The sequence below is a fragment of the Mesorhizobium sp. AR02 genome (genome assembly GCF_024746835.1).
Classification (GTDB): Bacteria; Pseudomonadota; Alphaproteobacteria; order Rhizobiales; family Rhizobiaceae; genus Mesorhizobium.
On record NZ_CP080531.1, the window covers coordinates 2,246,574 to 2,269,858 of the forward strand.

Below are 23,285 nucleotides of genomic sequence, written 5' to 3' on the forward strand. Positions count from 1 at the left end.
GTGCGACAAAGAACTCTCGAAAGGATTTTCCGCATGGGTGCCACCGTCAAGGTTGACAAGAACAATTTCCAGGCCGACGTGCTCGATGCCAACGTCCCGGTCGTCGTCGACTTCTGGGCGGAATGGTGCGGCCCGTGCAAGATGATCGCGCCGGCGCTCGAAGACATCGCCACCGAACTTGGCGCCAAGGTCAAGATCGCCAAGCTCAACATCGACGAGAATCCCGAGCTGGCCGCGCAGTTCGGCGTGCGTTCGATCCCGACTCTGATGATCTTCAAGGGCGGCGAAATGGCCGACATGAAGGTGGGTGCGGCACCGAAGACCGCGCTGTCGCACTGGATCAATGGCAACCTCGCCTGATCCCAACTGAATTCCCGATGTCAAAGCCCGGCCATCGCGCCGGGCTTTTTGTTGGCGCCATCGCTAGGCCGTTCTGGCCCTCACGTCTGGCCACTCCATGTCTTCTGTTGGCAGCAGAACCAGGGAGAACGCTATGACCGGATCCGCCAAGGCCACCGTCTTCATCGACAATGAGCGCGTCATCGTCACCGAGTACCGCTTCCAGCCGGGCGACAACACCGGCTGGCATCGCCACGGCCACGACTATGTCGTGGTGCCGCTGATGGATGGCAAGCTGAAGCTGGTGACCAAGGACGGCGAAACCTTCGCCGAGATGAAAAAAGGCGCGCCCTATTTCCGCAAGGAGGGCGTCGAACATGACGTTATCAGCGCCAATGACGGCGAGTATGCATTCATCGAGATCGAGTTGAAGTGAATCCGCTTATCGCGCACTGGAAATCCATCAGCCGGTCGAGCAGGTGATGGCGTGCCATCACCTGCCATCTTGATGGCAAGGACGGATCGGCCTATATTTCTTCCAGCAAGGGAGTTTTACATGGCCGAACCACAGCTCTCAGTCCGCAGCGCAAAAGCACGCGACCTGGCTCATAGGCTTGCTCGTCGTGAAAATCGTTCGATAGCCGACGTGGTCGAACGCGCGCTTGAATCCTACGAGATTCGTGAAGCTGGACGTGAACCCGCCTCCACCTTCTACGCCAGCCTGACCGCAAGCAGTGGTGTCGACATCGATCTGGAGAAAGTTATTCGCGAAGGGCGCGAGGTTCATCCAGGAGTTGAGCTTTGATTTTCGTCGATACCAACGTGATTTCGGAGTCTCTGAAGAAGGCGCCAAACTCGGCAGTGCTGGCGTGGCTTGTCCGTAATGACGCTGAACTGGCCCTTCCCACAGTGACGATCGCTGAAATCGCCTTCGGTATTCAAAAGATACGACCTGATGAGCGTGCCGATCGGCTGGAACAGGGACTTTCCCGATGGCGCCATCGATTTGCCGGCCGGATTTTTGGACTGACGGAAGATGCGGCTTTGGCTTACGGCGAGATCATGGGGGCCGCGACGCGCCAAGGTCGCGGCATGTCGGCTCCCGATGGCATGATTGCGGCGATAGCGCGCGTGAATGGAGGCCGGCTGGCAACACGCAATCTCAGCGACTTTGGCACCACCAGCCTTGACCTGATCTCACCGTGGGATTTCTGATCGGGCTCTCGGACCACTCGGATTAAAGCCGAACCATCTAAGGCACCTCAGGTCGGTGGCGTGCCGTTCTCGGCCAGCACCGCCCCAGCCAGGTAAAGCGACCCGCCAATCAGGATGCGCGGCGGCGGGCCGTCCCAGGTGTCGCGCAGCAGCATCAGCGCACTGGCGACGGAACTCACCGGCTCGGCCGTCAGCCCGGCTTCCGTGGCGCGGATCGCCAGTTCGTCGTTGGGCACGCCGGCATCGCTCAGGCTCACCGGCACGGTGTAGACATGCCGGACGAGGCCCTTGAAGGCGCGGAAATAGCCGCTCTGGTCCTTGGTGTTGATCATGCCCGAAATGAGGAACAGCGGGCGCGGGTTCTTTTCCTCCTGCTCGGCCAGCGCTTCGGCAACGACCACGCCGGCGCCCGGATTGTGGCCGCCGTCGAGCCAGATGTCGGCGCCCTTCGGTGCCAACTCCGCCAGCCGGCCCTGCGCCAGTTTCTGCATGCGGCCGGGCCAGGCGACATGGGTCATCGCCTTCTCGGCGGCGCGGTGGCTGATCTCGAAGCCGGCCGCCTTGACCGCGGCGATCGCGGCGGCCGCATTGGCGAACTGGTGGCGCCCGGGCAGCCGCGGCGGCGGCAGGTCCATCAGGCCGTCCTCGTCCTGGTAGACCATGCGGCCGTTTTCCTCGAAGGCGAGGAAATCCTGGCCGTAGACGAAGGTCGGGCACTCCAGCCGCTCGGCGGTTTCGATCAGCACCTGCAGCGCCGTCTCGCTCTCCTGCGCGCCGATCACCACCGGGCAGCCGCGCTTCATGATGCCGGCCTTTTCGGCGGCGATCAGTTCGACACGGTCGCCGAGATAGGCCTCGTGGTCCATCGACACCGGCATGATCACCGACACGGCGGGTCTCGCGACAACATTGGTGGCGTCGAAGCGGCCGCCAAGACCGACCTCGATGATGGCGACGTCGGCCGGATGTTCCGAAAACAGGATGAAGGTGACGGCGGTGAGGATCTCGAAGACGGTGATCTTCTGGCCGTCATTGGCCTTGGCGACGCGGGCGATGGCCTCGGCGAAGACATCGTCGTCGACCAGCCTGCCGCCACCCTCGGCGGCAAGCCGGTAGCGCTCGTGCCAGCTGACCAGGTGCGGCGAGGTGTGGACGTGGACAAGACTGCCTGAAGCCTCAAGCAATGCCCTGGAGAAGGCGGCGCAGGAGCCCTTGCCGTTGGTGCCGGCGATGTGGATTACCGGCGGCAGCAAGTCCTGCGGGTTGCCAAGCCGCTCCAAGAGCCGCGTGATGCGGTCGAGCGAAAGGTCGAAGCCTTTCGGGTGAAGCGCCATCAGGGCTTCGATTTCGCGGTCGGCGGCAAGCGTTGTCATGGCAGAATCCCGGCGCATGGCCCGAGGACCAGAATCAATCCCGGAATGGCCATGGCAATCAAAAGGCTACAGCGCGCCATGGACATGACGCAATCGCTGTTCGCGGCGGCCAAAGCCGCCTTGTTTTTGTGCATGTCGTCTTCCCAAAACCGAGGTCACTTTTGGGCGACATACACAGTGTCGCGTCCTCAGACCTGCGGCCTGGCTTCGGCCGCAATGACGGCGGGCGGCAGGATTTCCGGCTCGAGCGGCTTTTGCTCGACCGGCATCTTGAGCAGCATCTTCAACAGCCGCGCGATCGTTTCGCGCATCTCAAGCCGCGACACCACCATGTCGACCATGCCGTGCTCCATCAGATATTCGGAGCGCTGGAAGCCATCCGGCAGTTTCTCGCGGATGGTCTGTTCGATGACGCGCGGTCCGGCAAAACCGATCAGCGCACCAGGCTCGGCGATGTGCACGTCGCCCAGCATGGCGTAGGAGGCGGTGACGCCGCCGGTGGTCGGGTTGGTCAACACGACGATGTAGGGCAGGCCGGCTTCCTTCAGCCGGTCGACGCCGACCGTGGTGCGCGGCAATTGCATCAGGGACAAAATGCCTTCCTGCATACGGGCGCCGCCGGAGGCGGCAAACAGGATCAGCGGCCGCTTGCGCTGCAAGGCGACTTCGAAACCGTGGACAATGGCGTCACCGGCGGCCATGCCGAGCGAGCCGCCCATAAAGGCGAAATCCTGCACCGTCACCACCACCGGCAAGCCTTCGACGGTGCCCAGTGCATTGATGATCGCGTCTTCCAGGCCGGTCTTGGCCTTTGCATCCTTCAGTCGGTCGACATAGCGCTTCTCGTCGCGGAATTTCAGCGGATCCTGCATGACCTTGGGGTTGTCCAGGGTCTCGTACTTGCCGTCGTCGAAGAAGAATCTCAGCCGCTCCTTGGCCGAGATCTTCATATGATGGCCGGATGACGGGATGACGAACTGGTTGGATTCCAGGTCCTTGTGGAACACCATTTCGCCGGTCTCGGGATCCTTGATCCAGAGATTCTCGGGCATGTCAGTGCGCCGGCCGAGCATCGAGTTGATCTTCGGGCGAACGTAATTGGTGATCCAGTTCATCGCTTCGGCTCCTGTCCTGACGAAGAGTTGGGTAAAGAGGTAGGAAAACTATTCGGCGGCAGCAAGGCGGGCCGAGCGCACGCCTTGCGCCAGGCCGCTGACCAGCGTCGCGACGGCCTCGGCCGGGTCTGCGGTCTTTTCGCCCTTCGGCCCCAGCACATTGGCGACCGCGTTGACGATCGCGGTGCCGACGACGACGCCATCGGCATTGGCGCCGATGACACGCGCCTGCTCAGCGGTCTTGACGCCGAAGCCAACGCAGACCGGCAGGTCCGTGTGGCTCTTGATGCGCTTGACCGCCGCCGCCACCTTGCCGGTGTCGGCCAGCGCCGAGCCGGTGATGCCGGTCATCGACACGTAATAGACGAAGCCGGACGTGTTCTGCAGCACCTTGGGAAGGCGCTTGTCGTCGGTGGTCGGCGTCGCAAGCCGGATGAAGTTGATGCCGGCTTTCAGTGCCGGAATACACAGTTCCTCATCCATCTCCGGCGGCAGGTCGACGACGATCAGGCCATCTATGCCGCTGGCCAGCGCGTCTTTCAGGAAACGGTCGACGCCGTAGATGTAGATCGGGTTGTAATAGCCCATCAGCACGATCGGCGTTTCGTTGTCACTGGTCCGGAATTCGGCCGCCATCTTCAGCGTCTTGACCAGCGTCTGACCGCCTTTCAGCGCGCGCAGGCCGGCGGCCTGGATCGCCGGGCCGTCGGCCATCGGATCGGAAAACGGCATGCCGAGTTCGATGATGTCGGCGCCGGCCGTCGGCAGCGCCTTCATGATCGACAGTGAGGTGTCGTAGTCGGGGTCGCCGCCCATGAAATAGGTGACGAGCGCCGGACGGCCTTCGTTTTTCAGCTTCGCCATGCGGCGGTCGATGCGGGTCGTCATGATCAGATCTCCATGCCCAGCATCGAGGCCACCGTATGCACGTCCTTGTCGCCACGGCCGGACAGGTTGACGATGACGATCTGGTCCTTGTCCATTCCCGGTACGATCTTCACCGCGTGCGCAATGGCGTGCGCGGATTCCAGTGCCGGGATGATGCCTTCGACGCGCGTCGTCAGCTTGAAGGCTTCGAGCGCCTCATCGTCGAGGATCGGCACATATTCGACGCGGCCGGAGTCACGCAGCCAGGAATGCTCCGGGCCAACGCCGGGATAATCGAGACCGGCCGAGATCGAATGGCCGTCCATGATCTGGCCATCGGCATTCTGCAGGAGATAGGTGCGGTTGCCGTGCAGCACGCCGGGCGCGCCGGCATTCATCGAGGCGCAATGCTCGATGCCGTCGAGGCCACGGCCACCAGCCTCGATGCCGATGATGCGCACATCCTTGTCATCGAGGAAGGGATGGAACAGGCCGATGGCGTTGGAGCCGCCGCCGACAGCGGCGATGATGGTGTCCGGCAGCCGGCCTTCCTGTTCGAGGATCTGTGCGCGCGCCTCGGTGCCAATGACCGACTGGAAGTCGCGCACCAGCTCCGGATAGGGGTGCGGGCCGGCGGCGGTGCCGATCAGGTAATAGGTGTCCTCGACATTAGTCACCCAGTCGCGCAATGCCTCGTTCATGGCATCCTTCAGCGTGCCGTGGCCAGCTGTGACCGGCCGCACTTCGGCGCCGAGCAGCTTCATGCGGAAGACGTTCGGGCTTTGCCGGGCAACGTCGGTGGCGCCCATGTAGACGACGCAGGGAAAGCCGAAGCGGGCGGCGACGGTGGCGGATGCCACGCCATGCTGGCCGGCGCCGGTCTCGGCGATGATGCGCTTCTTGCCCATGCGCTTGGCGAGCAGGATCTGGCCGAGGCAGTTGTTGATCTTGTGCGAGCCGGTGTGGTTCAGGTCCTCGCGCTTGAAATAGACCTTTGCGCCACCCCCAAGGCCCTTTGCCGAGGAAACCTCACGAAGATGCTTGGTCAGGCCTTCGGCGAAATAGAGCTTGGACGGCCGCCCGGCATAGTGGGTCGAAAGATCGGTCAGCTCAGCCCGGAAATCCGGATCGTTCTTGACCTCGTTCCAGTGCCGTTCCAGGTCGAGGATCAATGGCATCAGCGTTTCGGCGACGAAACGACCGCCGAAAATGCCGAACATGCCCTGTTCGTCGGGTCCGGTACGGAAGGAATTGGGTGTCGCCGGCTTGTTCATAGCCGATCTCCTAAATCTTATGTTTGAACATGTCCTTGTCGGAAAACCGGTTCCCACTTTTCCGGAACATGCTCTGTTGAACCCCGATCAGGCGGCGCGGTCGTCGCGTGCTGCCCGGACGGCCCGGAAAAACTGTTCGATCAGCGCCGGATCCTTGACGCCCGGCGCGCTTTCCACGCCGGAGGAAATGTCTATTCCGGGCGGGTTGGCAAGCCGAAGGGCGTCGCCGATGTTGGCGGCGTTGAGCCCACCGGAAAGCATGTAATCGACGCCGGCGTCAAGGCCGGCGAGGATGCGCCAGTCGAAGGCCACGCCATTGCCGCCCGGCAGCTCAGAGCCCTTCGGCGGCTTGGCATCGAACAGGAAGCGGTCGGCGACGCCGATGAACGGCTTGATCCGGTCGAGATCGGCGGCCTCGCTGAGCGGCAGCGCCTTCATCACCGGCAGGCCATAGCGGGCTTTCAGTTCGGCCACCCGCTCGGGTGTTTCCGAGCCGTGCAGCTGCAGCATGTCGGGCTGCATCTTTTCGACAATCCCGTCCAGGAAGGTGTCGCTGGCGTCGACGGTAACCGCGACCGCCAAGGCCTTGCCGCGCGCCGCTTCGCGCAGGCGCCCGGCTTCAGCCGGCTCGACGTAACGCGGGCTCTTGGCAAAGAAAATAAAGCCGACATGGCTGGCGCCGCCGGCGAGGGCCGCAGCCATTGCCTGGTCGGTCTTCAAGCCGCAGATTTTGATGTCGAGCGCCATGGCGCGGGAATTGGCATGAAACGCGCCAAGAGTCGAGAAAAAGCATGCTGTTTGCCAGCACGGCCAAAGGCGCTACCTATTGATGGACAGCATGTAGATTGGATTGACAGCATGCCGGGCGGGAGAAAGATCATGGCTGACAGAACCATTGCTGAACTCAGGCAGAAGATCGCCCAGGCGCGCGAGGTCATCGCGCATCTGATGGACAAGGCCGCCTTCAACGGCGCCGAGGCGCATCGCGCGCTGGATTATTTCGGTGGCGATGAATTCGACGGCAACTTCCTGCCATGGCCGCATCATGGCGACGAGGGTCTGCGGCCGGATGAGCTCAACGCCGCGAACGATGATTGACTACTCGAACACGATCGCTTGCAGGGCGCCACCATTGCGCTTCAGCCAGTCCTTGCAGCGGTCGGTGTCGGGGCAGAGTTTTTCGCACAATTTCCAGAATTTCGGGCCGTGGTTCATCTCCTTGAGATGCGCCACCTCATGCGCGACGAGATAGTTTATGACCGGCTGCGGCGCCATCATGATGCGCCAGGAGAAGGAGAGATTGCCTTCCGAGGTGCAGGAGCCCCAGCGGCTGGAGGTGTCCTTGTAGCGGATCGCCTTGGCGCGCTTGCCGAGCGCCTCGGTGTGTTTGATCACCAGCTTCTCGATCTCCTTCTTGGCCTCGCGCTTCAAGAAATCGGCGATGCGGCGCGGCAGATGTATGCGATCGCCATGCACGATCAGCAGCGGACCGCGCTCGTCACGTGATATGGTGACAGTGCCGCGCTTTGACGGCTCATGGACGATGCGGTGCGGTACGCCGCGCACCGGGATCTTGATGCCCGGCCGCACTTGTGGGCGCGTCGGCACCTTGGCGAGGCGCTGTTCCAGCCAGTCCTGATGGCGGTCGAGGAACCTGTCTACCTCGCCCCGGCGCAAGCCCGGCGGGACGGTGATGCGCAGGCCCTGGCCGCCGGAATCGATGCGCAGCGTCAGGCGTCGTGCCCGGGCACTCTCGACGATCTTGAGCGGCAGCGTGCGACCGGCGACGCAATATTCGCGCTCCACGACAGGCGTGGACTTGGGCTTCGTCAGATTGCGGAAGAATCCGAGGGTCATGGCGGGACGATACGCGATTCGAGAAAAACGACTAGAACAAAAAAGAAACGGCGCCGCTCGCGCGACGCCGTTCTCATACCTTGGCGTGTCGCTCGGCCTTAGTCGTCAAGCAGGTTCGAGCCCTTGCCACGCTTGGTGGTGGTGGTGCCGGTGTTCGGATCGGTCTTCGCCGGTGCAGTCGACTTGTTGCGGTTCGCCATGAAGCGATCGAACTCGTCCTGATCCTTGGCGCGGCGCAATTCGCGGGCGTACTCGTCGAACTGCGTCAGCATCTCGTCGAGCTTGCGGCGCTCTTCGTTCAGGCGCTCAAGCTCCTTTTCGCGCCAGTCGTCGAAAGCGACGTTGCCGGTGCGGGCGGAGCCATTGCCCCAGCGCGCGGCCTTGTCGGAACCGCGGCGGCAGCCGGCGAAGATGCCGTCGGTCGCGCGGTTGACGTCACGCTTGAAGCCGTCGAGCCGGTCGCCCCAGATGATGTAGGCGAGCATGGCGAAGCCGAGCGGCCAGAACACCATGAAGCCGATCACCATCAACGCGATGGTTGCCGGCGTCCAGGCCGGGCGGATCAATGCAGATGTGTTCATTTTCTCCCATTCCTTCGGTTGGAGACAGCCAGGAACGGCTGCGTGGAATCGAAATGGGAAGGCAAAAACGGCGATTCAAGACAATGTCCGCCAAAACCGGACAAGCTTCTGAAATGATTATCGCTTTTTGAGCATGTCGAGGAAAAGCACGACCAGCCCGGCGATCAGCCCCCAGAATGCGGCGCCGACACCGAACAGCGTCAGCCCGGAGGCGGTGACGACAAAGGTGACGGTGGCGGCCATGCGGTCGCCCTCATCCTTCAGCGCGATCGCCAGCGCATTGGCGAGCGACGCCATCAGCGCAAGCCCCGCCACCAATACGATCAGGCTCTGCGGCAGGACGGTGAAGATCGCCACCAGCGAAGCACCGAAAATCGCAAAGACGAGATAGGCAAGCGCATAGAACGGCCCGGTCTTCCAGCGCTCGGCGGGGTCGGGATGGACGTCCGGCCCGGTGCAGATCGCCGCCGAGATCGCCGCCAGGTTGGTGGTCGAGCCGCCGAACGGCGCCGACAGCAGGGAAAACAAGCCGGTGACACCGATCAGCGGGGCGGGCTCTGGGTGGTAGCCGGCGGCGCGCAGCACGGCGAGGCCCGACAGGTTCTGCGAGGCCATGGTGACGAGGTAGAGCGGCAGCGCCAGACCGATCATCGCCTTGGCGGTGAAATCAGGGGCAATCAGCGTCAGCGTCGATAGTTCCGGTGTCGGCAGACCGCCGACACGGCCCGTCAGGAAGGCGGCGAGACCGCCACCGATCAGCACCGCCAGCACCGACAGCGCCGGGTTGAACAGGCGGATGACGAAGAAGGCTGCAATCAGCGGCAGGATCAGCCATGGATCGACCGGAACGGTCTTGACCGCATTGAGGGCGAAGGTGACGACGATGCCGGCCAGCATGCCGGAAGCCACCGAGGGCGGTATCCTGGAGATCAGCTGTGTCAGCGGCCGAAACAGGCCGGTGGCGATCAACAGGATGGCGGTGATGATGAAAGCGGCCACCGCCTCGCCGATCGAAAAGCCGGTCGACGCCGCCATCAGCGCCAAGCCTGGTGTCGACCAGGCGGTGATGACAGGCATTTTCGTGCGCCAGGACAGCCACAGGCTCTCAATCGCCATGGCGAGGCAAATGGTCGTCACCCAGCTTGCCGTCTGAATTTGCGTCGCACCGACCGCGTGGGCGGCGGCAATGACGATGGCCAGCGTGCCGCCAAAGCCGACGATGGCGGCGACAAAGGCCGAGATCGGGATGGAAAGGCGCATCGTCACTTGCTCCGCGCGGCCATGTCGCCGACCGCCCGCAGCAGCATGTCGAGATCCTGCGGCCGCGACAGGCGGTGGTCGCCGTCAGGGATCAGTGATAGCGTGACATCGTCGGCCGGCAGCAGGCTGACCAGTTTCAACGCATGGCTCGACGGCACGTCCGGATCGGCCAGGCCTTGCAGGATGTGGACAGGGCAATGCGTGTCGATCGGCCCGGTCATAACCCGGTTGGCGCGCCCATCTTCGATCAAAGCGCGTGTGTAGATATACGGCTCAGTGGAATAGTCCGACGGCTCGGCGAAGAAGCCCTTCTCGGCGAGGTCGCGCTTCTGCGCCACTGTCAGCACCGGCTCGACCAGCTCAGAGGTAAAATCCGGCGCCGGTGCCAGCAGCACCAGGCCGACGACGTTTGCGTCGCCCGCCTTGCGCAATTCCTGCACCATGCGCAGCGCGATCCAGGCGCCCATCGACGAGCCGACCAGGATCTGATCGCCCTTGGCAAAATGGCGGAACACGGCAAGGCTTTGCGACAGCCATTTCGAAATCGTGCCGTCGGCAAATGCGCCACCGGATTCGCCATGGCCGGAATAGTCGTGGCGCAGGAAGGCGCGGCCCTCTTTTGCCGCCCAGTCCGACAGCGTCTCGGCTTTCGTGCCCAGCATGTCCGACTTGTAGCCGCCCAGCCAGACAATGCCGGGCGTCGAACCCGCCATATGGCGCACGGCAATGCGCGATCCATCGACATCGAGAAAGGTTGGGGGCGTGGCGGTCATGGCTTTTTCCTCAGGCCCCTCTTTTGGCTCGGGGTTCTTGTGGCACAGCCACAGGCGTGGCGAAAAGTGCTCGCGCTGTTTCTTTGTTTGGTGCAGGCCAGTGATCAGGGTGATTTTCTGTCAATGCTGTGCTATTGACTCCGCCCGCGCGCTCACCACATTGCGCGTCCACGCATCAAGACTGACAAATCCTGAACGAAACGGCCAAGGAGACCACGACCATTCGCAGACCTTTCAAAGCAGCGGCGCCGACCAAGGATGGGCCGCGCTCCAACCGTGACATCCGGGTTCCCCGGGTCCAGCTTATCGACGCCGAAGGCCAGAACCGCGGCGATGTTTCCATAAACGACGCATTGCTGCTCGCCGAAGAGGCCGGGCTCGATCTCGTCGAGATATCACCCAATGCGGTACCCCCCGTCGTAAAGATCCTCGATCTCGGCAAGTTGAAATACGCCAACCAGAAGAAGGCGGCCGAGGCGCGCAAGAACCAGAAGGTCATCGAGATCAAGGAGATCAAGATGCGCCCGAACATTGACAGCCATGACTATGAGACCAAGATGAAGGCGGTGCGCCGCTTCTTCGAGGAAGGTGACAAGGTCAAGCTGACGTTGCGCTTTCGTGGCCGCGAGATGGCGCATATGGAACTCGGCATGCAGCTTCTGAACAAGGTGCGCGAAGAAGTGGCGACCATCGCCAAGGTCGAGGCGGAGCCGAAGCTCGAAGGCCGCCAGATGATGATGGTGCTGGCGCCGCGCTAGGCAGACTCCGCTCGCTTCGCCGGGCGTCGTCTGCTCAGGTTCCCTGATTGTCAAAGGTCCCACGGCAGAATCGCGGGACACTTTTTCAAAGCCTGGATCACGTTAAGGTTAGGCGCCGCCGTCGCGCTCCAATTTCGCCTGAATTGTGCTACAGGGCGTCCCGACGATCGGCGGGACGCCTGTTTCTCGGCCACAGCTGCGATCGCCGGCTTTGTTTTTATGCATGTCGTCCTCCCAAAACCGGGGCCACTTTTTGGGCGACATGCAATAGGCTCCTCGACGATCGGATACCTCTTGGACAAAGAACTCAAATACGGGCTGGGTAACTACCAGCAGATGCGTCGGCTGGTGCTTGCCGTGCTCGTCGTGGTGCTGTTTTTAGCGCTGCTGTTTGGCCAGTCGACCTTCCCGCCCGAAACGCCGGTGCATGAAACGATCGAGATGTTCGGCGTGCTCTTGATTTTCCTCGGCATCGTCGGGCGACTCTGGGCGACGCTCTATATAGGCGGGCGCAAATCCTCCGAGGTCGTGACGGGCGGGCCCTATTCGATCACCCGCAATCCCCTCTATGTCTTCTCGACCGTGGCCGCGGCCGGCGTTGGCGCGCAAATCGGCTCGTTCTCGGGCATCATCCTGTTCGCGCTGCTCTGCGCCGGCGCCTTCCATATCGTCATCCTGCGCGAGGAGAAATTCCTCAAGGAAGCGCTCGGCGCGCCGTATGCGGCCTATCTGGCGCGGGTGCCGCGCTTCTTCCCGAAGCTTTCCCTCTACCAGGAGGGCGATACGGGCAGCTTCAAGCCGCGCCTGTTGTTGACCACGCTGCTCGACGGCCTGGTGTTCCTGATCGCGCTGCCGGCCTTCGAACTGATCGACGGCGCCCAGCAGTCGGGCATGCTGCCAGTGTGGTTCACGCTGCCCTGACCGGGGACAGAGCGTCGCACGGCCTGAGGGTGTTGCACAGCCGCCGTCTTTGACGTATAGGACCGCCGTTCAAGAAAACCGCCCGGCAGGGCATGCCGTGGCGGTTTCATTTGCTTTTCGGGCTTTGGTCGGCCCGAAGCGAACAAGAAGCGCGATAGTGCGCCAACAAGACGGAGTAGCAAAATGCCCAAGATGAAGACCAAGTCGGCCGCCAAAAAGCGGTTCAAGATCACAGGTACGGGTAAAGTCCTGTCGGCTGCGGCCGGCAAGCGTCACGGCATGATCAAGCGTTCCAACAAGTTCATTCGAAATGCCCGCGGCACGATGGTTCTGGCTGAACCGGATGGCAAGAAGGTCATCAAGAATTTTCTGCCGAACGGCCTCTGAGGCATTCGGTCCGGACACGCATTTGTTTTACGCAATTCCGAACGGAAAGCCGTCGGGCACCTGGAATTGCTTTTAAGGAGATCATGACATGGCACGCGTAAAGAGAGGCGTCACCTCGCACGCCAAGCACAAGAAGGTCCTGAAAGCCGCGAAAGGCTTCTACGGCCGTCGCAAGAACACCATCCGCATCGCCAAGCAGGCGGTGGAAAAGTCGCTGCAGTACGCTTACCGCGACCGCAAGAACCGCAAGCGCTCGTTCCGCGCGCTGTGGATCCAGCGCATCAACGCCGCGACCCACGAACATGGCCTGACCTATGGCCGCTTCATCGACGGCCTCAACAAGGCCGGCATCGAGATCGATCGCAAGATCCTGTCCGACATGGCCATCCACGAGCCGCAGGCTTTCGCAGCCCTGGTCGCCAAGGCCAAGGTGGCGCTCGAATATCTGAAGAACACCACGCCGAACGCTTTTGAAAGCGCTGTCGCCTAAGACCAGCGCTTCCCAAGCATTCGCAATTCTGATTTGGGGAACCCGCGCTGGCACGGCTGGCGCGGGTTTTTCTTATGCCTGAATACCCAACTCAAACGTGACTTTCACGTTAGCGCAGATTTCCAACGTAGCGAGTTTGACCGTGAACGACGCAACCACCGGCCTGGATACGCTTGAAAGCTCACTTCTGGCCGACATCGCATCGGCCGCCGACGAGCCGGCCATCGAGGCTGTGCGCATCGCGGCCTTCGGCAAGAAGGGCACCGTGTCCGAGATGCTGAAGACGCTTGGCGCCATGACCGCCGAGGAGCGCCAGATCAAGGGCCCCGTCATCAACGGCCTCAAGAACCGCGTCACCGAGGCGCTGACGGCCCGCAAGGCCGAACTCAGGGATGTTGCGATCGCCGCGCGACTGGCCGCCGAAAAGGTCGACGTGACCTTGCCGGTGCGGCAGTCGCCGGCCGAACGCGGCCGCATCCATCCGATCAGCCAGGTCATCGACGAGATCGCGGCGATCTTCGGCGATCTCGGTTTCGCCATCGCCGAAGGTCCCGATATCGAGACCGACTATTACAACTTCACCGCACTGAATTTCCCCGAGGGACATCCGGCGCGCGAGATGCACGACACCTTCTTCTTCCAGCCGGACGAGAAGGGCGAGCGCAAGCTTTTGCGCACCCACACCTCGCCGGTGCAGATACGCACCATGGAGAAGCAGAAGCCGCCGATCCGCATCGTCATCCCCGGCAAGACCTACCGCCAGGATTCGGACGCCACCCACTCGCCGATGTTCCATCAGGTCGAGGGTCTGGTGATCGACAGATCAGCCAATGTCGCCAACATGAAGTGGGTGTTGGAGGAGTTCTGCAAGGCGTTCTTCGAGGTGCCCTCGGTCAAGATGCGCTTCCGGCCCTCCTTCTTCCCGTTCACCGAGCCAAGCCTCGAGGTCGACATCCAGTGCGACCGCTCGCGACCCGGCGAAGTGCGCTTCGGTGAAGGCTCCGACTGGATGGAGATCCTCGGCTGCGGCATGGTGCACCCCAACGTGCTGAGGGCCGGCGGGCTCGATCCCGACGAGTATCAGGGCTTTGCCTGGGGCATGGGCATCGACCGCATCGCCATGCTGAAATACGGCATGCCAGATCTGCGCGCCTTCTTCGACGCCGACGTGCGCTGGCTGTCGCACTACGGTTTCAGGCCACTGGACATGCCGACACTGTTCGGCGGCTTGAGCGCATGACAGCGCCCCACACCGGTGGCTGCCGCTGCGGTGCCGTGCGGTTCGAGGCTTCGGCTGAACCGCACCACGTCAGCTATTGCCATTGCGGTGATTGCCGGCGGGCGAGCGGTGCGCCGGTATCGGCCTTTGTCGGCTTCCTGGCCGATCAGGTCGCCTTCACCGGCAAGGCGCTGAAGATGTACGAGAACGGCCCGGTGACGCGCTCCTTCTGCGGCGTCTGCGGCTCGCCGATCGCCTATGTCGACGAGCGGCTGGAAGATCACATCTATTTCATGCTCGGCGCCATGGACATGCCGGCCGATTTCGAGCCGACGCACCATGCCTATGTCGGCGAGCAGCTACCTTTCCTGCATATGTCCGACGACTTGCCGAGACACCTGAAATCAAGCGTCAAAAGACCAGACGGAACAGCCCCATGAAAATCACCCTCTCCTGGCTCAAGGATCATCTCGAGACCGACGCCTCGCTCAACGAGATCGTCGAGCGGCTGACGTCGATCGGCCTCGAAGTCGAGCATGTCGACGACAAGTCGAGCCTGAAACCTTTCGTCATCGCCAAGGTGCTGACGGCGGTGCAGCATCCCGATGCCGACAGGCTGCGCGTGCTGACCGTCGATGCCGGCGACGGCAAGGCACCTGTTCAAGTGGTGTGCGGAGCGCCCAACGCCCGCGCCGGCCTGATCGGCGCCTTCGCCGCGCCCGGCACCTATGTGCCCGGCATCGACGTGACGCTGACGGTCGGCAAGATCCGTGGCGTCGAGAGCCATGGCATGATGTGTTCCGAGCGTGAGCTGGAACTGTCCGACGAGCACAACGGCATCATCGACCTGCCGGCCGACGCGCCGGTCGGCACCAGCTTTGCGTCCTATGCGCATCTCGACGATCCGGTCATCGAGATCAATTTGACGCCGAACCGGCCTGATGCCACCAGCGTTTACGGCATTGCCAGGGATCTGGCGGCAAGCGGGCTCGGACGGCTTGTGGGTGGCGCGATCATGCCGCATGTCGGCGAGGGGCTGTGCCCCATGAAGGTCACGATCGAGGCGCCGGAACTCTGCCCCGGCTTCGCGCTGACGATGGTGAGTGGCGTCAAGAACGGCCCATCACCAAAATGGTTGCAGCAGCGCCTGATCGCCATTGGTTTGCGCCCGATCAGCGCCCTGGTCGACATCACCAACTATGTCACTTTCGACCGCGGCCGGCCACTGCATGTGTTCGACGCCGCGAAGGTGGCCGGCAACCTCGTGGTGCGCCGCGCCAGGGACGGCGAAAAGGTGCTGGCGCTGGACGGCCGCGAGTACACGCTGACGCCGGAGATGTGCGTGATTGCTGACGACAATGGCGTCGAATCGATCGCCGGCATCATGGGCGGCGAACATTCGGGCTGCGATGAGAGCACCACCGACGTGCTGATCGAATCGGCGCTCTGGGACCCGATCGCAACCGCCCGCACCGGCCGTGCGCTCGGCATCATCACCGACGCCCGCTACCGCTTCGAGCGCGGCGTCGACCCCGAATTCATGGTGCCGGGCGTCGAACTCGCGACCAGGTTGGTGCTCGATTTCTGCGGCGGAACGCCGACGGAAATGGAAGTGGCCGGCTATGCCGGGCACAAGCCGAAGATCGTGTCCTTCCCGCTGTCGGAAGTGAAGCGGCTGACGGGCATCGAGGTGCCTAAGGCGGAAAGCCTCGACATCCTGTCGCGCCTCGGTTTCAAGCCGCTGGGTTCGGGCAATGTCGTCGATGTGGCGGTGCCGTCCTGGCGGCCGGATGTCGACGGCAAGGCCGACCTTGTCGAGGAGGTGATGCGCATCCACGGCGTCGACAACATCGCCCCGCAGCCGCTCGGCGCGCATGACGCGGTCAATTCGAAGATCCTGACCACGCTGCAGGTCCGCACCCGCACCGCCAAGCGGGCGCTTGCCGTGCGCGGCATGATGGAGGCCGTCACCTGGTCGTTCATCCCGGCCAAACATGCCGAACTGTTCGGCGGCGGCCAGACGGCGCTCAAGCTCGCCAACCCGATCGCCGCCGACATGTCCGACATGCGGCCATCGCTGCTACCGGGGCTGATCACCGCCGCCCAGCGCAATGCCGACAAGGGCATTGGCGACGTGGCGCTGTTCGAGGTCTCGGGCACGTATGAAGGCGACGGCGCCGACCAGCAGCGGCGCGTGGCCGCCGGCGTGCGCCGGGGCACCGCCAAGCTCGACGGCTCCGGCCGCAACTGGGCCGGCAATTCAGGCCCGGTCGGCGTGTTCGACGCCAAGGCCGATGCGATCGCCGCACTCGAAGCCTGCGGCGCGCCCGTCGACCGCCTCCAGATCGAAGCGGGCGGTCCGACCTGGTACCATCCCGGCCGCTCCGGCACGATCAAGCTGGGGCCGAAAACCGTGCTTGGCACGTTCGGCGAATTCCATCCGAAGACGATGGAAGGTCTAGACGTGTCCGGACCGCTGTGCGGCTTCGAAGTGTTCGTCGATGCCGTGCCCGAGCCGAAGGCCAAGCCGACCAAGACCAAGCCGAAGCTCGAGCTGTCCGCCTTCCAGGCCGTGAAGCGCGACTTCGCCTTCGTCGTCGACAAAACGGTCGAGGCCGGCACGCTGGTGCGCGCGGCGTTGGCGGCCGACAAGAAACTGATATCAGGCGTCTCGGTGTTCGATATCTTCGAAGGTGCGTCGCTCGGCGAGGGCAAAAAATCGATCGCCATCGAAGTGTCGATCCAGCCCGTCGAGAAGACGCTGGCCGACGAGGATTTCGAGGCGCTGGCCAAGCGCATTGTCGAAAATGTCGGCAAGCAGACGGGTGGTGTGCTGAGGACGTAGAGCGGCTAACGCCGCCCTACGCACTTTGCCCTTACGCAATTCCGGACGGAAAACCGCTACGCACTTTTCCTGGAATTGCTTCCGAGGATTGCCGGCAGGTGGCGAATCGCCCTCCAAAGGGCGATGGACCATCTGCGCTATTCCGGTCTGCCGTTCGAAGCACAACGGTCGGCGTTTCTCGACATCGTCGTGGCGGATCCGCTGGTCCGCGACGCGCTAGTCCGGGCTCGCGCGCTAGCTCTGCCGGACTGGCTGGTGGTTTCAGGGGCGCTCTATAACAGCGTCTGGAACCATCTGACGGGAAAGCCGTCCGGCTACGGCATCAAGGACGTCGACCTGTTCTATTTCGACGACACGGACCTGTCCTATGAGGCCGAGGACGCTGTCATTCGCCGGGCGGCGCGGCATTTCGAAGGGCTGGCCCTGCCGGTCGAGGTGCGTAACCAGGCTCGGGTGCATCTGTGGTATCCGCAGAAATTCGGACAGCCCTGCCATGCTATCTCAGTTCAAGCCAATCCGTCAGCCATTTCGCCTCGAAGACGCATGCGGTTGGGGTGCGCTACGACGCTGGCGGGCAGTTGGAGCTGGTGGCGCCGTTCGGGCTGGATGATCTCTTTTCGTTTCGCATCACGCCGAACCGGGTGACGGATAATCAGCGCACGCATGAGGCCAAGGGCGCTCGGGCGAAGGAGGCTTGGCCGGAGATCACTGTCTCGCCCTGGTAGGATCAACCCGTTCGAAGCCCCCGGGCGCGCCGGCGTGACCGCTACAATCGTCACCGGCGTTGTGTGAATCTGAGCGAGGCCATCTATTTTGAACATAGACAGCCGTGTCCGCATGTGAAGAATGGACCTCACCGATGGAGAGGCACCCAATGATCGCTGACAAAGCCGGATACAAGAGGGAGCGGAGCTATGTCCTTCGGAAATATGGCAGGTCCGTCGAAACCTGCCATGTCGCTCACGTTAAGCGCGTGTTAGGCCTTACAAAGGGGCCAGCGCCAAACCGGATTGACCCCAGCGTCGGCGTTAAGGACTGCCCGCTCGCTCTATGGCCCATAGTCGAGGAAGCCGTCCGACATGTCCACGCCGCCAAGCTGGCGAGTATGTAAAGTTTATGCCCAATCGGAACCTCACAATTGACGAACTAGGAAGGGCCAATGAGCTACTGACGAAGGTCAGGGCACAACTTGCGGAATTGGCCGGCGACGACCCTCTGCTGCTTTTTGCCTATCGCCGAAAAGTGGTGATGAAAGAAGCAAACCGGCCCACCGTAACAAACTCAAAGCGCTGAAATGGGGATTGCAGGAGCGAAAGTGCGCTCACTGTGGCGAAGAAATGCCGCTCAAATATTCTGAGCTAAGATCGACAGAACGCGGCTGACGGCTACACGGAAGAAAATACCGAACTCGTACATGCCAAGTGCCACTATGAACGGCAGGCCGCCAAGCGCTATACGTGATTGTTGGCTTGCAAAGGTTAATCGGTCCGAAAAGGGGCGCCTCGGCGCCCTTTTTGATGTTTGCTCGATCACCGGTTATCCATTCACCAGCGCCAATAGTTCCTCCGTGTAGCGCTTGCCCATGACCTTGTCCGGCGAAAGCGCATCGCCAATCGTAGCCACCTCGGCAGCACTCAGTGCAATCCCGGCCGCCGCCGTGTTCTGCTCCAGATGACGGATTTTTCGCGCACCGGGGATCGGCACGATGAAATCGCCCTGGTGCAGCACCCAGGCCAGCGCCAGCTGCGCCGAGGTTACGCCCTTCTCCGTCGCCAGCTTTTCCAGCGTGGCGATGACCTTGGCATTGGCTTCCATGGCCTCGGCCTGGAAGCGCGGCAAGGTCCGGCGCCAGTCGCCGTCATCAAGCGTTTCGGGCTTGGCGATGGTGCCGGTCAAAAGGCCACGGCCGAGCGGGCTGTAGGGAACGAAGCCGATGCCGAGTTCGCGGCAGACGGCGAACACGTCTTCTTCCGGGTCGCGGCTCCACAGCGAGTATTCGCTCTGCACGGCCGCGATTGGGTGCACGGCATGCGCCCGGCGGATGGTCGCGGCACTTGCCTCCGACAGGCCGAGCGCGCGCACCTTGCCTTCGCGGACCAGTTCCGCCATGGCCCCGACCGTATCCTCGATCGGCACGTTGGGGTCGACGCGGTGCTGGTAGTAGAGGTCGATGACATCGGTGCCCAGCCGCTTCAGCGAGGCTTCGGCCACCGCCTTGACGTGCTCGGGGCGGCTGTCGACGCCGGCCATGCGGTCGATGCCGGTGCCCTCTTCCAGGATCTTGAAGCCGAATTTGGTGGCGATGGTCACCTTGTCACGAACCGACTTCAGCGCCTTGCCAAGCAGGATCTCGTTCTCGTAGGGGCCATAGACTTCCGCCGTATCGAAAAAGTTGACGCCGATCTCGACGGCGCGGTGCAACGTGGCGATCGCCTCGGCCTCCGGCTGGCCGCCATAGACAAAACTCATGCCCATGCAGCCGAGGCCGACCGGGAAGACTTCAAGTTCAGTACCGAGTTTGCGGGTTTGCATCACGCGTCTCCTTGTTGTGATGGGAAGGATTTAGTGCCTTGCCTTGTGTTCGATAATCGGCTCATCTGAGCACGGGCCGTTCTATAAAATAGATCAATGAACCGAGCACATCTTTCACAGCTGGCGGTGCTGGCAACCGTTGCCCAGTGCGGCAGCTTTCGCGGCGCGGCCAGGGAATTGGCCATCGCGCCGTCGGCTGTCAGCCACGCCGTGTCCAGCCTGGAGGCGCGGCTTGGCGTGCGGCTCTTGGCGCGCAGCACCCGCAGCGTCGCTCCGACCGAGGAAGGCGCGCAGTTGCTGGAGAGGCTGCGTCCGGCTCTGTCGGAAATCGACCTAGCGCTGGAGACGGCGGTCGAGGCGCGCGACCGGCCGGCCGGGAACCTGCGGCTCAGCGTGCCGCGTACCGCCGCCCATCTGGTATTGACGCCACGGCTCAGCGCCTTTGCCGCCGCCTATCCCGACATCGTGCTGGAGATCGTCATCGAGGACCGCTTCACCGATGTCGTCGAGGGCGGTTTCGATGCCGGTGTGCGGCTCGGCGAGAGCCTGCAGCGCGACATGATCGCGGTGCGCATCGGACCGGACATGCGCGGCGCGGTGGTCGGCGCGCCATCCTATTTTGCCGAGCGCCCCAAGCCGCACCACCCGCGCGATCTTGCCGGCCATCGCTGTATCCGCTTCCGCTTCTCCAGCGGCATCCTCTACCGCTGGGAGTTCGCGAAAAGCGGTGAGGAGATCGAGATTGCCGCGCAGGGGCCGCTGATCCTCGACGAGGACCATCTGATCGCGCAGGCTGCGGTCGACGGCGCTGGGCTCGCCTTCGTTTTCGAGGACTATGTCCGCGCCCCGCTCGCCGACGGCAGGCTGATCCGCGTGCTGGAGGACTGGTGCCCGTCCTTCGACGGGTTCTTCGTCTATTATCCGAGCAGTCGCCATATGCGGCCAGCGCTGAGGGCGTTTGTCGATTTCTTCAAGGTGAGTGGGTAGGGAACCCTCCCCCTTGTGGGGAGGGTCGGCTCGCAGTCGCAGCGAAGCGGAGATTGCGAGCCGGGGTGGGGGTAGCGCCCTACGAGGCCCCCCACCCCGATCCGCTTCGCGGATCGACCCTCCCCACAAGGGGGAGGGTGAAGAGCGCTGGAAGAAAGCTGTCCCTGCATTCGTTCGCCTCCCATGCAGGCATCAATCACCAACACACCAACCCGCTACGGCTGGGCGATGATCATCCTCCACTGGCTGATCGGGATCATCTTCATCGGCCAGTTCGCCCTCGGCTTCATCATGGTGCGACTGACCAGCCAACGCACCGCCTTCGAGCTGATCCAGCTGCACAAATCCCTGGGTTTTCTGCTGCTTGGCCTCATCATCCTGCGTATCGCCTGGCGGCTCGGCAATGCGGCGCCGCCGCTGCCGTCTTCGGTCGGCGCCCTGGAGCGGAGTTCAGCACCGCTCGCGCATCTGGCGCTCTATGCCTTCCAGATCGCCTTGCCCTTGTCGGGCTGGGCGCTGGTTTCGGTCTCGACGCTGGAAATCCCGACCATGCCGTTCAACCTGTTCGTGATGCCCAATCTGCCGCTCGCCGAATCCGATGCCGCCGAAAGCTTCTGGGCGGCAGCGCACTGGTATCTCGCCTATGCCGGCATCGCGCTCGTCGCGCTCCATGTCGGCGCGGCCCTGCGTCACCACTTCCTGCTGCGCGACAGCGTGCTCACGCGCATGATCACGCCTTCGTCAGACGGGGAATAGACCGGCGACCACGCTCGTTTGTGGGGTGAGGACGCGAAAAGCGTTGCCTCCAGGAAAGGATCAATCCCATGCATGCGCGCATCCTTGGATTCGCCGCTTTTGCCGCATGCCTTGCCGTGCCCGCAGCCGCGGCAGTGGCGCTGAGCGACGCCGCCGGTAGCTACACGGTCAGCCCGGCAGGCTCCAGCATCCGTTTCACCATCGGCAAGGCCGGTGGCGGCGGCTTCGATGGCGCCTTCGCCCGCTTCAAGGGCACGATCCGCATCGACAATGGGGATGTCGGCCGCTCGAAGGTCGACCTCACCATCTATCCGGAAAGCGTCGGCACCGGCCAGGGCCGCATCGATGCGTTCCTGCGCTCCGACGCGGTGTTCGATGCGGCCAACAGCCCCGAGATCCAGTTCCGCTCGATCAGCGTGACCCGCACCGGCGACACGTCAGCCCTCGTCACCGGCAGGCTGACGGCGCGCGGCAAGACGTTTCCGGAAAAATTCACGGCCGAGCTCAACGGGTTGAAGGGCGGCACGATAAAATTCCATGTCACCGGCAAGGTGCTGCGGTCGCGCTACGGCATGGATGTCGGCACGCCGCTCTATTCCAACGTCGTCGACTTCGACATGACGCTGACGGGCAAGCGGGGTTAGTTGCTACGGCACTTCGCATTGGCTTTTCCATCGATTTCGGGCAAACCTCGTCTGATGTAACCGACATGGAGATGCGTGATGTTCCGATGGGGTGTGTTGTCGACGGCCAAGATCGGCCGCGAGCAGTTGTTGCCGGCAATCGTCGAGGCGGAGAACGGCGTGCTGTCGGCGATCGCCAGCCGCGACCTGTCGAAGGCCAAGGCCTTGGGTGAGCGGTTTGGCGCGCGCCATGCCTTCGGCTCCTACGAGGAACTGCTCGCTTCCAAAGAAGTCGATGGCGTCTATATCCCGCTGCCGACATCGCAGCATGTCGAATGGACGGCGAAAGCCATCGAAGCGGGAAAACATGTGCTGGTCGAGAAGCCTCTCGCGCTCGACGCCAAAGACATCGCGCCGCTGATCAAGCTGCGCGACGCCAAGAAAGTGCTGGTCTGCGAAGCCTTCATGGTCATCTACCACCCGCAATGGATCAAGGTGCGCGACCTCATCGCCAGCGGCGCCATCGGCCGGCTGCGCCATGTGCAGGGCGCGTTCTCCTACTACAATGTCGACCCCAACAACATGCGCAACCAGCTCGACCTCGGCGGCGGCGCGCTGCCCGACATCGGCGTCTATCCGACGGTGTCGACGCGCTTTTCGACCGGCAAGGAGCCGCTGCGCGTTCAGGCGACGATCGAGCGCGACAAGAAATTCGGTACCGACATCTATTCCTCGATCCGCGCCGATTTCGGCGACTTCGAACTGTCCTTCTATTTGTCGACGCAGATGGCGGCGCGCCAGGTGATGGTGTTCCACGGCGAGAAGGGTTTCATCGAGGTCTTTTCCCCGTTCAATGCCGGGCTCTACGATCATCACCGCATCGAATTGCACAACCAGAACCACACCGAGGCGCAGGTGTTCCGCTTCCCCGGCACGCAGCAGTACCGGCTGGAGGTCGAGACCTTCGCGCGCGCCGCACAGGGCGGCAAGGAGCGTGTCTTCACGCTGGAGGAATCCGTGCTCAACCAGAAGGTCATCGATGCCATCTTCCGCGCCGGCGGCAAGGACGGCTGGGAGGCCGTCTAACTCCTCTCTGCAATAAAATAGCCGGCT

27 protein-coding genes and 1 pseudogene are annotated in these 23,285 nt (G+C 62.9%); 17 read left to right on the forward strand and 11 right to left on the reverse strand.

Going from position 1 to position 23,285, the window contains the following annotated elements; all coding sequences use genetic code 11:
- Window positions 1–33 precede the first annotated feature (33 nt).
- The 4 genes from trxA to DBIPINDM_RS14820 all read left to right on the forward strand — a co-directional run bounded on the left by trxA (window position 34) and on the right by DBIPINDM_RS14820 (window position 1,554).
- The gene (gene trxA / locus DBIPINDM_RS14805; protein WP_258587948.1) at window positions 34–360 is read left to right on the forward strand and encodes a thioredoxin; all 327 of its coding nucleotides are present in this window, start codon (window positions 34–36) and stop codon (window positions 358–360) included.
- A 133-nt stretch (window positions 361–493) separates the two neighbouring features.
- Complete coding sequence (locus DBIPINDM_RS14810; RefSeq protein WP_019862676.1) at window positions 494–775, forward strand: cupin domain-containing protein; 282 nt, start codon at window positions 494–496, stop codon at window positions 773–775.
- 120 nt (window positions 776–895) lie between these two features.
- Complete coding sequence (locus tag DBIPINDM_RS14815; RefSeq protein ID WP_172220780.1) at window positions 896–1,144, forward strand: type II toxin-antitoxin system VapB family antitoxin; 249 nt, start codon at window positions 896–898, stop codon at window positions 1,142–1,144.
- The gene (locus DBIPINDM_RS14820; RefSeq protein ID WP_258587949.1) at window positions 1,141–1,554 is read left to right on the forward strand and encodes a type II toxin-antitoxin system VapC family toxin; all 414 of its coding nucleotides are present in this window, start codon (window positions 1,141–1,143) and stop codon (window positions 1,552–1,554) included. Before DBIPINDM_RS14815 ends, DBIPINDM_RS14820 begins: the two co-directional genes overlap by 4 nt.
- Window positions 1,555–1,601: 47 nt before the next feature.
- Here DBIPINDM_RS14820 and DBIPINDM_RS14825 read toward each other — a convergent pair whose 3' ends face one another.
- The 6 genes from DBIPINDM_RS14825 to DBIPINDM_RS14850 form a co-directional block, all read right to left on the reverse strand.
- Window positions 1,602–2,927, reverse strand: coding sequence for a bifunctional folylpolyglutamate synthase/dihydrofolate synthase (locus tag DBIPINDM_RS14825; protein ID WP_258587950.1), 1,326 nt, complete (start codon window positions 2,925–2,927; stop codon window positions 1,602–1,604).
- Window positions 2,924–3,061 (reverse strand): hypothetical protein, encoded by a 138-nt coding sequence (locus tag DBIPINDM_RS14830; RefSeq protein WP_258587951.1) that lies wholly within the window; start codon window positions 3,059–3,061, stop codon window positions 2,924–2,926. Before DBIPINDM_RS14830 ends, DBIPINDM_RS14825 begins: the two co-directional genes overlap by 4 nt.
- Window positions 3,062–3,115: 54 nt before the next feature.
- Window positions 3,116–4,042 (reverse strand): acetyl-CoA carboxylase, carboxyltransferase subunit beta, encoded by a 927-nt coding sequence (gene accD, locus DBIPINDM_RS14835; RefSeq protein WP_258587952.1) that lies wholly within the window; start codon window positions 4,040–4,042, stop codon window positions 3,116–3,118.
- A gap of 48 nt (window positions 4,043–4,090) precedes the next feature.
- The gene (trpA, locus tag DBIPINDM_RS14840; RefSeq protein ID WP_258587953.1) at window positions 4,091–4,930 is read right to left on the reverse strand and encodes a tryptophan synthase subunit alpha; all 840 of its coding nucleotides are present in this window, start codon (window positions 4,928–4,930) and stop codon (window positions 4,091–4,093) included.
- Between the two features lie 2 nt (window positions 4,931–4,932).
- Window positions 4,933–6,183: a tryptophan synthase subunit beta gene (trpB, locus tag DBIPINDM_RS14845; protein ID WP_258587954.1), complete on the reverse strand. Its 1,251-nt coding sequence runs from the start codon at window positions 6,181–6,183 to the stop codon at window positions 4,933–4,935.
- An 87-nt stretch (window positions 6,184–6,270) separates the two neighbouring features.
- Window positions 6,271–6,930: a phosphoribosylanthranilate isomerase gene (locus DBIPINDM_RS14850; protein ID WP_258587955.1), complete on the reverse strand. Its 660-nt coding sequence runs from the start codon at window positions 6,928–6,930 to the stop codon at window positions 6,271–6,273.
- Window positions 6,931–7,062: 132 nt separating this feature from the next.
- Between DBIPINDM_RS14850 and DBIPINDM_RS14855 the strand changes: the two genes are divergently transcribed.
- A complete protein-coding gene (locus DBIPINDM_RS14855) occupies window positions 7,063–7,281 on the forward strand; it encodes a hypothetical protein (protein WP_258587956.1) in 219 nt (72 codons plus the stop codon).
- Here the strand turns inward: DBIPINDM_RS14855 and DBIPINDM_RS14860 are convergent, their stop codons facing one another.
- The 4 genes from DBIPINDM_RS14860 to DBIPINDM_RS14875 form a co-directional block, all read right to left on the reverse strand.
- Window positions 7,282–8,040 (reverse strand): M48 family metallopeptidase, encoded by a 759-nt coding sequence (locus tag DBIPINDM_RS14860; RefSeq protein ID WP_258587957.1) that lies wholly within the window; start codon window positions 8,038–8,040, stop codon window positions 7,282–7,284.
- Window positions 8,041–8,138: 98 nt separating this feature from the next.
- Window positions 8,139–8,621, reverse strand: coding sequence for a DUF2852 domain-containing protein (locus DBIPINDM_RS14865; RefSeq protein ID WP_258587958.1), 483 nt, complete (start codon window positions 8,619–8,621; stop codon window positions 8,139–8,141).
- 117 nt (window positions 8,622–8,738) lie between these two features.
- The gene (locus DBIPINDM_RS14870; protein ID WP_258587959.1) at window positions 8,739–9,881 is read right to left on the reverse strand and encodes a benzoate/H(+) symporter BenE family transporter; all 1,143 of its coding nucleotides are present in this window, start codon (window positions 9,879–9,881) and stop codon (window positions 8,739–8,741) included.
- A 2-nt stretch (window positions 9,882–9,883) separates the two neighbouring features.
- The gene (locus tag DBIPINDM_RS14875) at window positions 9,884–10,654 is read right to left on the reverse strand and encodes an alpha/beta hydrolase (protein ID WP_258587960.1); all 771 of its coding nucleotides are present in this window, start codon (window positions 10,652–10,654) and stop codon (window positions 9,884–9,886) included.
- A gap of 221 nt (window positions 10,655–10,875) precedes the next feature.
- On the opposite strand from DBIPINDM_RS14875, the gene infC reads away from it, so the two are divergent.
- The 8 genes and pseudogenes from infC to DBIPINDM_RS14915 all read left to right on the forward strand — a co-directional run bounded on the left by infC (window position 10,876) and on the right by DBIPINDM_RS14915 (window position 17,999).
- The gene (gene infC / locus DBIPINDM_RS14880; protein ID WP_010912915.1) at window positions 10,876–11,412 is read left to right on the forward strand and encodes a translation initiation factor IF-3; all 537 of its coding nucleotides are present in this window, start codon (window positions 10,876–10,878) and stop codon (window positions 11,410–11,412) included.
- A 294-nt stretch (window positions 11,413–11,706) separates the two neighbouring features.
- Entirely contained in the window at window positions 11,707–12,333 is a 627-nt protein-coding gene (locus DBIPINDM_RS14885) for a methyltransferase family protein (protein WP_258587961.1), read from the forward strand.
- 183 nt (window positions 12,334–12,516) lie between these two features.
- Window positions 12,517–12,720, forward strand: coding sequence for a 50S ribosomal protein L35 (rpmI, locus tag DBIPINDM_RS14890; protein ID WP_006201248.1), 204 nt, complete (start codon window positions 12,517–12,519; stop codon window positions 12,718–12,720).
- An 88-nt stretch (window positions 12,721–12,808) separates the two neighbouring features.
- The gene (rplT, locus tag DBIPINDM_RS14895; protein ID WP_006201247.1) at window positions 12,809–13,210 is read left to right on the forward strand and encodes a 50S ribosomal protein L20; all 402 of its coding nucleotides are present in this window, start codon (window positions 12,809–12,811) and stop codon (window positions 13,208–13,210) included.
- A gap of 142 nt (window positions 13,211–13,352) precedes the next feature.
- Window positions 13,353–14,450: a phenylalanine--tRNA ligase subunit alpha gene (gene pheS, locus DBIPINDM_RS14900; protein WP_258587962.1), complete on the forward strand. Its 1,098-nt coding sequence runs from the start codon at window positions 13,353–13,355 to the stop codon at window positions 14,448–14,450.
- Window positions 14,447–14,869 (forward strand): GFA family protein, encoded by a 423-nt coding sequence (locus DBIPINDM_RS14905; RefSeq protein WP_258587963.1) that lies wholly within the window; start codon window positions 14,447–14,449, stop codon window positions 14,867–14,869. Before pheS ends, DBIPINDM_RS14905 begins: the two co-directional genes overlap by 4 nt.
- Window positions 14,866–17,274: a phenylalanine--tRNA ligase subunit beta gene (gene pheT, locus DBIPINDM_RS14910; protein ID WP_258587964.1), complete on the forward strand. Its 2,409-nt coding sequence runs from the start codon at window positions 14,866–14,868 to the stop codon at window positions 17,272–17,274. The genes DBIPINDM_RS14905 and pheT overlap by 4 nt, the downstream gene beginning before the upstream one ends.
- 123 nt (window positions 17,275–17,397) lie before the next feature.
- Window positions 17,398–17,999 (forward strand): annotated as a pseudogene (locus DBIPINDM_RS14915) (nucleotidyltransferase family protein).
- Window positions 18,000–18,810: 811 nt separating this feature from the next.
- Here the strand turns inward: DBIPINDM_RS14915 and DBIPINDM_RS14920 are convergent.
- Window positions 18,811–19,806: an aldo/keto reductase gene (locus DBIPINDM_RS14920; protein ID WP_258587965.1), complete on the reverse strand. Its 996-nt coding sequence runs from the start codon at window positions 19,804–19,806 to the stop codon at window positions 18,811–18,813.
- Between the two features lie 96 nt (window positions 19,807–19,902).
- On the opposite strand from DBIPINDM_RS14920, the gene DBIPINDM_RS14925 reads away from it, so the two are divergent.
- The 4 genes from DBIPINDM_RS14925 (at window position 19,903) to DBIPINDM_RS14940 (ending at window position 23,258) form a co-directional block, all read left to right on the forward strand.
- Complete coding sequence (locus DBIPINDM_RS14925) at window positions 19,903–20,793, forward strand: LysR family transcriptional regulator (RefSeq protein WP_258587966.1); 891 nt, start codon at window positions 19,903–19,905, stop codon at window positions 20,791–20,793.
- Window positions 20,794–20,976: 183 nt separating this feature from the next.
- Window positions 20,977–21,549, forward strand: coding sequence for a cytochrome b (locus DBIPINDM_RS14930; protein ID WP_258587967.1), 573 nt, complete (start codon window positions 20,977–20,979; stop codon window positions 21,547–21,549).
- A gap of 68 nt (window positions 21,550–21,617) precedes the next feature.
- Window positions 21,618–22,193: a YceI family protein gene (locus DBIPINDM_RS14935; RefSeq protein WP_258587968.1), complete on the forward strand. Its 576-nt coding sequence runs from the start codon at window positions 21,618–21,620 to the stop codon at window positions 22,191–22,193.
- 78 nt (window positions 22,194–22,271) lie between these two features.
- The gene (locus DBIPINDM_RS14940; RefSeq protein ID WP_258587969.1) at window positions 22,272–23,258 is read left to right on the forward strand and encodes a Gfo/Idh/MocA family protein; all 987 of its coding nucleotides are present in this window, start codon (window positions 22,272–22,274) and stop codon (window positions 23,256–23,258) included.
- Window positions 23,259–23,285: the final 27 nt, after the last annotated feature.